The 10,141-nt window shown below is 38.6% G+C and carries 12 protein-coding genes; 6 read left to right on the forward strand and 6 right to left on the reverse strand.

All coding sequences use genetic code 11. From position 1 onward, the window contains the following. Positions 1 to 141 precede the first annotated feature (141 nt). Complete coding sequence (locus PGR14_RS14350; protein ID WP_022219933.1) at positions 142 to 1,014, reverse strand: phosphoribosylaminoimidazolesuccinocarboxamide synthase; 873 nt, start codon at positions 1,012 to 1,014, stop codon at positions 142 to 144. Positions 1,015 to 1,611: 597 nt separating this feature from the next. On the opposite strand from PGR14_RS14350, the gene PGR14_RS14355 reads away from it, so the two are divergent. Continuing rightward, positions 1,612 to 2,943, forward strand: coding sequence for a threonine/serine ThrE exporter family protein (locus PGR14_RS14355; RefSeq protein WP_008368528.1), 1,332 nt, complete (start codon positions 1,612 to 1,614; stop codon positions 2,941 to 2,943). A gap of 56 nt (positions 2,944 to 2,999) precedes the next feature. Here PGR14_RS14355 and PGR14_RS14360 read toward each other — a convergent pair whose 3' ends face one another. Beyond that, positions 3,000 to 3,752, reverse strand: coding sequence for a DUF4866 domain-containing protein (locus PGR14_RS14360; RefSeq protein ID WP_055158184.1), 753 nt, complete (start codon positions 3,750 to 3,752; stop codon positions 3,000 to 3,002). A gap of 251 nt (positions 3,753 to 4,003) precedes the next feature. Here PGR14_RS14360 and citC point away from each other — a divergent pair, with 251 nt between their 5' ends. Together citC and citX are read left to right on the forward strand one after the other, a co-directional pair. Beyond that, complete coding sequence (gene citC, locus PGR14_RS14365) at positions 4,004 to 5,074, forward strand: [citrate (pro-3S)-lyase] ligase (protein ID WP_055262075.1); 1,071 nt, start codon at positions 4,004 to 4,006, stop codon at positions 5,072 to 5,074. A gap of 11 nt (positions 5,075 to 5,085) precedes the next feature. Continuing rightward, on the forward strand, positions 5,086 to 5,580 hold the full coding sequence (gene citX / locus PGR14_RS14370) for a citrate lyase holo-[acyl-carrier protein] synthase (RefSeq protein WP_055262073.1): 495 nt from the start codon (positions 5,086 to 5,088) through the stop codon (positions 5,578 to 5,580). 63 nt (positions 5,581 to 5,643) lie between these two features. Here citX and PGR14_RS14375 read toward each other — a convergent pair whose 3' ends face one another. From PGR14_RS14375 to PGR14_RS14385, 3 genes are read right to left on the reverse strand one after another with little or no spacing between them, the layout of a single operon-like run. After that, a complete protein-coding gene (locus PGR14_RS14375; RefSeq protein ID WP_055262071.1) occupies positions 5,644 to 6,213 on the reverse strand; it encodes a GNAT family N-acetyltransferase in 570 nt (189 codons plus the stop codon). Between the two features lie 16 nt (positions 6,214 to 6,229). Beyond that, positions 6,230 to 6,619 carry an HI0074 family nucleotidyltransferase substrate-binding subunit gene (locus PGR14_RS14380; protein WP_055262069.1) on the reverse strand — a complete coding sequence of 130 codons (390 nt, stop codon included), beginning with the start codon at positions 6,617 to 6,619 and terminating at the stop codon, positions 6,230 to 6,232. Then, complete coding sequence (locus PGR14_RS14385) at positions 6,606 to 6,908, reverse strand: nucleotidyltransferase family protein (protein ID WP_008368542.1); 303 nt, start codon at positions 6,906 to 6,908, stop codon at positions 6,606 to 6,608. The genes PGR14_RS14380 and PGR14_RS14385 overlap by 14 nt, the downstream gene beginning before the upstream one ends. A 235-nt stretch (positions 6,909 to 7,143) precedes the next feature. Between PGR14_RS14385 and PGR14_RS14390 the strand changes: the two genes are divergently transcribed. The 3 genes from PGR14_RS14390 to PGR14_RS16420 all read left to right on the forward strand — a co-directional run bounded on the left by PGR14_RS14390 (position 7,144) and on the right by PGR14_RS16420 (position 9,011). Further along, on the forward strand, positions 7,144 to 7,515 hold the full coding sequence (locus PGR14_RS14390; protein ID WP_008368544.1) for a GntR family transcriptional regulator: 372 nt from the start codon (positions 7,144 to 7,146) through the stop codon (positions 7,513 to 7,515). A gap of 3 nt (positions 7,516 to 7,518) precedes the next feature. Beyond that, positions 7,519 to 8,376, forward strand: a complete 858-nt coding sequence (locus PGR14_RS14395; RefSeq protein WP_270223618.1) for an ABC transporter ATP-binding protein — start codon at positions 7,519 to 7,521, stop codon at positions 8,374 to 8,376. 107 nt (positions 8,377 to 8,483) lie between these two features. Continuing rightward, positions 8,484 to 9,011, forward strand: coding sequence for an ABC-2 transporter permease (locus PGR14_RS16420; RefSeq protein WP_442872484.1), 528 nt, complete (start codon positions 8,484 to 8,486; stop codon positions 9,009 to 9,011). 59 nt (positions 9,012 to 9,070) lie between these two features. Here PGR14_RS16420 and PGR14_RS14400 read toward each other — a convergent pair whose 3' ends face one another. Continuing rightward, complete coding sequence (locus PGR14_RS14400) at positions 9,071 to 10,030, reverse strand: DHH family phosphoesterase (RefSeq protein WP_055297672.1); 960 nt, start codon at positions 10,028 to 10,030, stop codon at positions 9,071 to 9,073. Positions 10,031 to 10,141: the final 111 nt, after the last annotated feature.

Raw genomic sequence — 10,141 nt, forward strand, 5'->3', positions numbered from 1 at the left:
CTTTTTCTTCTTTTTCTTTTCTGCAACTGATATTCTGTCTTGATTATACCAAAACTGGACAGTTTTACCAGTGCAAAAAGACCGGCAGTCTCAAACCGCCGGTCCTTTCGTCATATTTTATTCTCATGGCATGTGATGTAATTATGCAAGTTTTTCGCCTGTGAGCATCTCATATGCCTGCAGGTATTTTTCGATTGTCTTATCCACGATCTCCTGTGGAAGTGTCCAGTTATTATCCGGATTGGCTGTAAGCCAGTCACGTGCGAACTGCTTGTCAAATGACGGTTGTCCGTGTCCCGGTTCATAACCATCTGCCGGCCAGAATCTTGAGCTGTCCGGTGTCAGCATCTCATCACCGATCACCATGTTGCCTTCTTCATCAAGACCAAATTCAAACTTGGTATCTGCAATGATGATTCCTTTACTGAGTGCATATTCTGCGCATTTTTTATAGAGAGCGATCGTGTTGTCACGAAGCTTTTCTGCTAATTCTTTTCCTCTTCCCGGGAAATATTTTTCCAGATGATCGATACTCTGTTCAAAAGAAATATTCTCATCATGATCACCGATCTCTGCTTTTGTAGATGGTGTGTAAATCGGTTCAGGAAGTTTGTCTGATTCCTGTAATCCTTCCGGAAGTTTGATTCCGCATACAGTTCCATTCTCTTTGTAGCTCTTCCAGCCACTTCCTGTGATATAGCCACGAACGATACATTCGATCGGAAGCATGTTCAGCTTCTTGCACATCATGGATTTGCCTTCGTATTTCTCCTGCTGGAAGAATTCCGGCATATCCTTTGTATCTACAGAAATCATATGGTTCGGAAGAATATCTTCTGTCATATCGAACCAGAATTTTGACATCTGTGTCAGAACAGTACCTTTCTTAGTTACTTCATTATTCAGAATCACGTCAAAGCAGCTGATACGGTCTGTTGCAACCATGATCAGGCTGTCGCCATTGTCATAAATCTCACGTACTTTACCTTCTTTGATCGGTTTTAATTCCTGCATGTTCTTACACCTCATTGTTTTATTTTCTTGTAAACTGAGTTTTATAAAACTCTCAAAAGCGGTGCACTTTGGATACCGTATTCTCCGCATCTGCACCATATCTTGCATCCTAGATAACCGTAACACCGAACATAATGAGTGTCAAGAAAAACAGGCTTTCTTGCTTATTAGCATTTTTTATTAGCATTTATTACTTTAAAAACTGCCGGTGTTTTCTACATACTTTTTCTTCTGTTTTCCAGTTCTTTCAAAACGGTTTCTTCCTGTCTTTCAAAGCGAACATATAAAAGCATCACAATTACTCCGATGATCAGATAGAAAATCGCAACCAAAACTTAACATATTTCACACTCTTTTCTTTTGCCTACTTTTTCTTATACACATTAGACAAAAAATGGTTTTTCATTTTATGCACATTGCCTCGGTCATGTTTTTAAATCCACATTGGCATATCCGTATCCTTTTTCAGGATTTCTCAACTCTTCTATTGACTTTTGCATTTCGATGATTATACTTTATTATGATAAATCAATATCAATAATACATATTTAATATATTGTTCATGTATTATTGGTATAGCAAAAGGAAGTGAAATTTATGCAGCAAGGCATAATAGAAAAAAATCATATGGACATTCTATGGCATGATTATGCACTGAATAAAGAAGATACCATTCCTATCACAAAGGCCGGGCTAATTGAAAAAGCCTCCGTGGTCGGTAGATGTGGCATGATGCTTCTTTCCTGTGGAACCGGAGCATGGCGTGTTCGAAGCTCCATGAATACCCTTTCCAGAGAACTGGGAATCACCTGTACCGCCGACATTGGCCTGATGTCCATTGAATACACCTGTTTTGACGGTGAAAACTGTTTTTCACAGTCGCTGTGTCTGACCAATACCGGTGTTAATACTTCGAAATTGAACCGACTGGAAAACTTCATCAACGATTTCCCAACAAAGGAAAAATATCTTTCCGGTGAACAGATTCATTCTTATCTGGATGAGATTGAACGGATCCATGGCCTTTACTCTCCAGTTGCACTCGGATTTGCCGCAGCATTTGCCTGTGGGGCATTTACCTTTCTCCTTGGTGGCGGACCGGTAGAAATGCTTCTTGCTTTTTTCGGTGCCGGTATCGGCAACTTTGTAAGATGTAAACTGACTAAGCATCATTTCACATTATTCTTAGGCATTACTGCCTCTGTTGCTGCTGCCTGCCTTATCTATGCTACACTTTTAAAAACAACTGAACTGTTGTTCGGCATTTCTCTTGCTCATGAAGCCGGATATATATGCTCTATGCTTTTCATCATTCCCGGTTTTCCATTTATCACCAGCGGAATCGACCTTGCAAAACTGGATATGCGATCCGGCCTGGAACGACTTGCTTACGCAATGATCATCATTCTTGTCGCAACCTTGACCGCCTGGATCATGGCACTTATCCTTCATTTAAAGCCAAGTGATTTCCCACCTCTTTCTCTCACACTCTGGCAACATATACTATTCCGGCTTCTCGCCAGCTTCTGCGGGGTGTTCGGCTTTTCTGTTATGTTCAACAGTCCTAAAGAACTCTCTGCCACAGCCGGTATCATTGGAGCAATTGCCAATACACTCCGTCTTGAACTGGTAGACTTGGCCTCCCTGCCTCCTGCAGCCGCAGCTTTTATCGGTGCCCTGACTGCCGGAATTCTGGCTTCTGTATTAAAAAGCAAAATCGGTTACCCGAGAATTTCTCTGACTGTACCTTCTATTGTCATCATGGTACCGGGACTTTATCTTTACCGGGCAATCTATAATCTTGGAGTGATGTCTCTGCAAACCTCTGCATCCTGGTTTGCAGCTGCAATACTTATCATTCTTGCCTTGCCTCTTGGACTTATCTTTGCAAGAATTCTGACGGACAAAACATTCCGTTATTGCACGTAAAAAAGAATTTTAAATAAAAAGATGCATCTGATCTTTTTTCAACCAGATGCATCTTTTTATTTACCATATACAATTTGATCCGCTTTTTCTATATGCCTTTCCAGTCTGTCAGAAAAGTGTTCCAGCGGAAGGAAAACCCCCATTTCATCAAATCTTTTTCCTTCTTCCTGCAAGAAATCCTGTCCGTAATATACCACAGAATTTGGCAGTTCCTTTTGAAGTTCCATCATAATATCCCACACAGCTGCATAAGCTTCAGCCTCCGTCTTTTTTTCTTTTACGGTATCCGGAAGTTCATAGATCAGAAGTACTCCGTCATGCTCTCCCATCTTATATTCCTGTGTTTCCATTGTTTCTGAATCATAACAATGCCTTTTCTTATATCCATGTGCCAGATACATTTTTACTTTATCACGCTTCTGATAAACTTTTCGAAATTTTTCATATTCTTTTTCCTTTACATGAATCGGAAGATTTTCCAGAAGCTTTCCCTCTTCATCTGTCAAAAAAATAGGATTTGTCTGTCCATCCGCATTAAATTTAAACGGTATCAGAAAAGCATTTCTTAAAAGATCGAACATACTGTTTTGGCACACAGCCATGAGAAATGCAGTCAGATCTTTATTTTCATATGCATCGAATAATGCAGCGGTGAACTGCTTTGCGGGAAGATTTTCTGTCACAAACTCATCTCCGGAATCAATGGCATCATAAAAAGTTCTTTTCAGTCGCCTGCATGCCTCCGGGTTTGCAAGAATCTTGTCAAATAACATCTCGGCTTTTTCTTCTCTTGGGAAAATGGTTGCCATATCTATCCTTCCTTTACTATAAATCATACGATTATTTTTTATCCGACTATATTATAGGGTTATCCTGGTTATTAGTAAATTACATAATTCATATTGTGATCATATCAATATGACATAAATCCAATTTGTATTTTTTTAAGAATAATGCCTGATTTCTTTCTTGAATCCTTGCTCCTCTTTACATTTTCTATACACATGTTAAAATAATTTCATCAAATATTTTGAGCTACTGTGCAGAAAGGAATTTATCTATGTCAGATTATTATATTTCTCAAATCTATCCTTCTGACAAGCGAGCCAACGATGAAGTGGACGCGCTCCTTATCTCAGAAGGGATCCGCAGAGATGCTAACCTGGATTACACCTGCGGCATGTATGACGATGAGATGCACATTATCGCAACAGGAAGCTGTTTTGGCAACACCTTACGATGTTTTGCCGTAAGCCATGAACATCAGGGAGAAGGACTGATGAATTCCATCGTCTCTCATCTGATTGAATTTCAGTTTTCAAGAGGGAATACACACCTTTTTCTTTACACCAAATGTAATTCTGCCAAGTTCTTCGGTGATCTTGGATTCTATGAAATTGCCCGGATCGATGGACAGATTGTCTTCATGGAAAACCGAAAAACCGGATTTCAGAATTATCTGCGTACTTTTGCAAAAGATGCACTTCCAGAAGGATTGACTGCTGAGACTCCCACCAGAAAGATTGCTGCTCTCGTCATGAACGCCAACCCGTTTACCCTCGGACACCAGTATCTTATAGAAAAAGCGGCTGCTGAAAATGATCTGCTTCATCTCTTCATTGTCAGTGAAGATGCCAGCCTGGTTCCATTCAAGATCAGAAAACAACTCGTCATGAAAGGAACAGCACACTTGAAAAACATCTGTTATCACGACAGTGGTCCATATATTATCAGCAATACTACTTTTCCAAGCTATTTCCAGAAAGATGAGAATGCAGTGATTGAAAGCCACGCCATGCTGGACCTGACGGTATTTACGCAGATTGCAAAGGTGCTCGGTATCACTCGCCGTTACGTAGGGGAAGAGCCTACTAGCCTGGTTACCGGAATCTATAACCGGATCATGTCTGAAAAATTACCGGAACAGGGCATCGAATGTATCGTTGTCCCAAGAAAGACCTGTGAGGATACACCGATCAGCGCTTCCAATGTACGTCTTGCCCTGCAAAATGGTGACTATGATACCCTTTCGAAGCTGGTACCGCAAACCACACTGGATTATTTCAAAAGTCCGGAAGCAATTCCTGTAATCGAACGAATCAGACAACAAGAAAATGTTATTCATTATTAGGAGGATCTGCTATGAAAGGACAGGAAGTAGTATTAACCGACATGCTCGCCTGCCGCGAGCGCCGCGTTAATATACAAAATAAATATATTCAAAGATATCATTGCCCAGTGATTTCATTCTGCATGAATATTCCGGGACCTATAAAGACGAATGAACAGATCAAAAAAGCATTCCTTTCCGGAAAGGAAGCACTTTTTGCTGTATTACAAAAAGAGAACATTCCGATTCTTACCCAAACTGAGTTTGATGAGAAGACTGGAAATGAAATTATTCTTACAGTCGACTATCCGGCAGATAAAATTAAAGAACTAACAACAGAACTCGAAGAAAACCATCCCTTCGGACGTCTTTTTGATATGGATGTGATTGGAACAGACGGAGAAAAACTCTCCCGCGGCGTCTACCGCAAATGTTTGATCTGCGGCTGTCAGGCACAGGAATGTGCCCGGTCACGAAAGCATACCGTCGCTGAAATGCAGGCGAAGATCGAAGAGATGCTCTCATAACAATATTGAGAAACGGGAGAATGCATTTTCAAACAGCATTCTCCCGTTTTTTAATTTCCATCACTATATTTCTGAAAATCTCTTTACCTGCTCCGGTTTCTCCGGATGTTCTCCTATCATCTTCTCCATCCAGACCATATGGTACCAACGCCCAAATTTATAACCACACTTCCGGAATTCTCCGATCAAACGGTATCCCAGATGTTCATGGAACTGCTTGCTGTTCTTTGTCAGATATTCATCGTCTTCTTCCGGATATCCAATGCATGCATATAGATTGATGATATTCTGTGCTTTCAGTGCAGTTTCAAGTGCCTGATAAAGCAGTTTTCCAACACCACTGTGACTGCAACCCTTCTTTACATAAATCGTAGTTTCTGCCGACCAGTCATATGCAGCCCGCCCATAAAAAGCTCCTGCATATGCATAACCGATAATCTCGCTGTCTCTTACTGCCACCAGATACGGATATTTCTCCAGTGTGTGACGAATCCGTCCCGTAAACTCTTCCAGTGTCGGAACATCATATTCAAATGTAATTGCTGTGTCCGTTATATAGGGTGCATAGATATTTAAAATTTCTGCTGCGTCCGCTTCGGTTGCCGGGCGGATCTTAATTTCATTTGTATCCATTTTATGCTCCTGACTACTATATCCAATTCCTGTCAATTTCTTCTTTTAATTCACAGAACATTTTATAAAACTTCTGTTTTGCCTGCGTAATAATCCCCATTGCAATCTTTCGGTTATAAGAATGTGTTACATTATTTCTTTCTTGTAATGCAGATAACCATAGTTCTTCATCCTTTATCATACCTGCTTTATATGCTGTTCTGAGAATCATTTTCGGAGAACTTGTTGCTCCTTCTGCAAATCCATGTATCTCCAATATTTCTTTCATCATCTTCCATGACTGCTCAAATGTAATTTCATATAATCCAACCAAACCAGTTAGAACGACATTATCATACGGTTCTTCGTAATTATAAATATCCTTCATATTTTCCAATGACACACACAAATTTTCATACTTTTTCAAAAAGAATTTTCCCCTCTCTCCGTATCGATTCTCGTAAGGCGTCTTGCATATCTCTATCCAGGTCCACAATGTCAAATTCCAGCAACGTGGATGTCTCTTCATCAACATCTAATGCAAAACGATCAAAATCACCACCACTTGCCGCAATATCAATATCGCTCGTCCTCTTGAAGTCTCCCCTCGCTCTGGATCCAAAAAGAATCACACAATGTATATCATGTTTTTTTGCAAATGAAATAATTTCGTCTATAACTTCCGTTTTTATTCCTGTATTCGCAAAAGTCTGCATTTTTCCTTCCTCCCACTACCTTAACTTTAATCAGAGAAATCATTATATTTATTCTCCTACTCTTCATACATTGATTTCTCCAGATATTATTCGACTGGTAATTCCGTTTAATCTATGAAAGTTATCATACCATGAATCAAATTTCTATACAAGCAGGATTGTTTCTCTTGACACACCTTTGCCAACTGTATATACTGTATATATACAGTTATAACATTTTAAGCGAGGTGAAAACGTGAATATATTCATAGATAACAAAAGTGGTGCACCCATCTATGAACAGATTTTTACACAACTCAAATCGCAAATTATAAGTGGAACATTACCATCTGACGAAGCTCTTCCTTCCATTCGAAGCCTTGCCAAAGATCTACGAATCAGTGTCGTAACAACCAAGCGGGCTTACGATGAACTGGAAAAAGAAGGTTTTATTTACACGATTGCAGCAAAGGGCTGTTTCGTTGCTCCACTTAATACGGATCTTTTGCGTGAAACAAATCTGAAAAAAATTGAAGACTACATGGAAAAAATAGTACATCTTGCAGCTTCCTGTAATCTAAGCGAACAGGAACTTACTGAGATGCTTCATTTCATGATGGAGGAATAGCTTATGACCACATTTGAAACAAATGCTTTAGAAATAAACGATTTGAATAAGAACTATCCTGGATTTTCCCTGAATCATCTAAATTTCACTCTTCCCAGTGGATGTATCTTAGGACTCATCGGTGAAAATGGTGCCGGAAAAACTACCACCATTAAACTAATTCTGGATATCATAAAAAAAGACAGCGGTTCGATTCGAATTTTGGGAAGAGACTGCACTTCTGCTACTACTTTCTTGAAAGAAGAAATTGGCGTTGTATTAGATGAAGTTGGTTTTCAGGAATGCCTGACTCCTTTACAGATTGGACGCATTATGAAGGATATTTTCCACAACTGGGATTCTTCTCTATACGACCAATATCTCCAAAAATTTAACCTTCCAAATAAAAAAGAATTTGGTAAGTTTTCAAAAGGAATGAAGATGAAACTGGGAATTGCAGTTGCTCTCTCTCATCATCCTAAACTTCTGATCCTTGATGAAGCAACAAGTGGTCTTGATCCTGTAATGCGCGATGAAATCCTTGATATTTTCAATGATTTTACCAGAGATGAATCTCATGCAATTTTAATTTCTTCCCATATTGTAAGTGATCTGGAGAAAATTTGTGATTATGTTGCCTTTCTTCATAAAGGTAACCTTGTTCTTTTCGAAGAAAAAGACCGGCTTCTGGAAAAATACGGTATCATTCAATGTACAAAGGAACAGCTTCAGGAACTCGATCAATCTGCGGTCATCGGAGTCAAATACTCTTCTTACAATGTAGAAGCAGTAGTTCTTCGAGATCAGATTCCGGAAGGATTTAAGGTACATCCGATCAGTATAGAAGATTTGTTTATTTTTATGATAAAGGGGGTTCACTGAATATGAAAGGATTACTTCGTAAAGATCTTTATCTGATGATAAAATATTGTCGTTTATTTTTTATTCTGATTATTGTATTTTCCTTTGCCTGAGCATGGAATAACAATCTGTTTTTTGCATTATATCCTATTACAATTTCCAGCATTATCCCGGTAAACCTGCTTTCTTACGATGAAAAATCAAATTGGAGTCTCTATGCCTGTACCTTTCCCTGTAGCCGAAAAGAAATTGTATCCTCCAAATATATTTTAACAGTATGTACCCTTACACTTTCTGCCATCATTGTTGAAATTGTGCAAATAATCAACATGATTATAAGACACAACTTTTATATTTCCGGTCTTCTTACTATTTTTACAATTATCTTTATAGCCGGATTACTGCCACCTGCCTTTATGTTTCCGTTTACCTTCAAACTAGGTGCTGAGAAAGGTCGGTTTGCTTATTATATTGGATTTATTTTATTTTTCGCATTGCTTGGTTGGTTGCAATCTTTCATAAAAAATTTGCCTCTCGGACTTGCACATTTCCCTTTCCGAAGTTACTATATTTTGATTCTTCTTTTCATAGGTTTATTACTGTATATGATTTCCTGGATTCTATCTATAAAATTCTATCAGAACAGGGAATTCTAACATCATTATAGAAAGAAACAGCGGTTTACTTCCTTTTTTGTAAACCACTGTTTCTTTTTTTATTTCATGATTTTTTCCATTCTCTCTTTGATAATGTCTGCAATTTCCCATCCTGCATAACTTTCGCAGATACAATCTCTTGAAATCACACCGCCGGCTTTATCTATATGGCCACCACCGCTTCCGATTCCATTGCAGAGCTTTTCTGCCACTTCATTTGCAAGATACTCCCGATCCGCGCTTCTTATTGAAACCTGATATCCACTGTCAATATCCGTATATGCAATGCTAACTTTGGCAACATCAACCTTTATTGCCATATCACCAATGATTCCAAGCACTGATTGCTCACAATGCATTGCACTGATCAAAAGATATTGCTTCTCTTTATCAAAATATGCATGGTACAAAGCTTCTCCTGCAATCATGAGGTCCTCCAGACTCATGGATGATTTTTTTAACCGTTCCAGTTCCGGATAATCTTTGCTTAACTCATCGCGCATCGCAATGTCATGCTTCTTGTACAAATCTACATAGGAAGAAGTATCTGTATACAATCCATATAAAAATGCAATACTTAACTTTTCATTCGCCTTTACATCATATCCTTCTTCTTTCAAAAGTTCCCAGACAATTGTAGAACAGCTTTGATAAGAATAGTCAATAAAAGCATTTTCTGTTTTTTTCATGGAAGGCATATGATGATCGATCATTGCTATATTATCCGCTTCAAAACGATATACATTTCCTCTTCCATATTGCCCATCAACCAGCAGTAGAAGATCTGTCTTTGGTAACTCTTTTACGTATGCTACCGGAATCTCACAGATATCAATCATGTACAAAAGATCTTTTTTTTGGATTTCATAATCTCCACTGTAAATAATTGACACATTGATATCGTGTAGTTTTAAATATGTATACACCCCATATGCCGCAGCCAGTGCATCTGCATCTGGACTGTTATGACATTGAATACATATATTTTTGTACTTTAATAGCTGATTTAAAAACCCCATTTGTTCATGCCTCTTAAATTACTCTCATTCTTTCAGCATATTACCACATTTTTCCTTAAAGGTAAATAATTTCCTATGTAATATATGTAATAAAAAAACTGCAAACCCTTA

Source organism: Coprococcus sp. AF99-45 (assembly GCF_027663865.1).
Lineage (GTDB): Bacteria > Bacillota > Clostridia > Lachnospirales > Lachnospiraceae > Allocoprococcus > Allocoprococcus comes.

Coding starts and splice junctions, on each gene's coding strand:
- PGR14_RS14350 (WP_022219933.1), bottom strand. CDS start 1,014: ATGCAGGAATTAAAACCGATCAAAGAAGGTAAAGTACGTGAGATTTAT.
- PGR14_RS14355 (WP_008368528.1), top strand. CDS start 1,612: ATGCAGCAAGGCATAATAGAAAAAAATCATATGGACATTCTATGGCAT.
- PGR14_RS14360 (WP_055158184.1), bottom strand. CDS start 3,752: ATGGCAACCATTTTCCCAAGAGAAGAAAAAGCCGAGATGTTATTTGAC.
- citC (WP_055262075.1), top strand. CDS start 4,004: ATGTCAGATTATTATATTTCTCAAATCTATCCTTCTGACAAGCGAGCC.
- citX (WP_055262073.1), top strand. CDS start 5,086: ATGAAAGGACAGGAAGTAGTATTAACCGACATGCTCGCCTGCCGCGAG.
- PGR14_RS14375 (WP_055262071.1), bottom strand. CDS start 6,213: ATGGATACAAATGAAATTAAGATCCGCCCGGCAACCGAAGCGGACGCA.
- PGR14_RS14385 (WP_008368542.1), bottom strand. CDS start 6,908: ATGCAGACTTTTGCGAATACAGGAATAAAAACGGAAGTTATAGACGAA.
- PGR14_RS14395 (WP_270223618.1), top strand. CDS start 7,519: ATGACCACATTTGAAACAAATGCTTTAGAAATAAACGATTTGAATAAG.
- PGR14_RS14400 (WP_055297672.1), bottom strand. CDS start 10,030: ATGGGGTTTTTAAATCAGCTATTAAAGTACAAAAATATATGTATTCAA.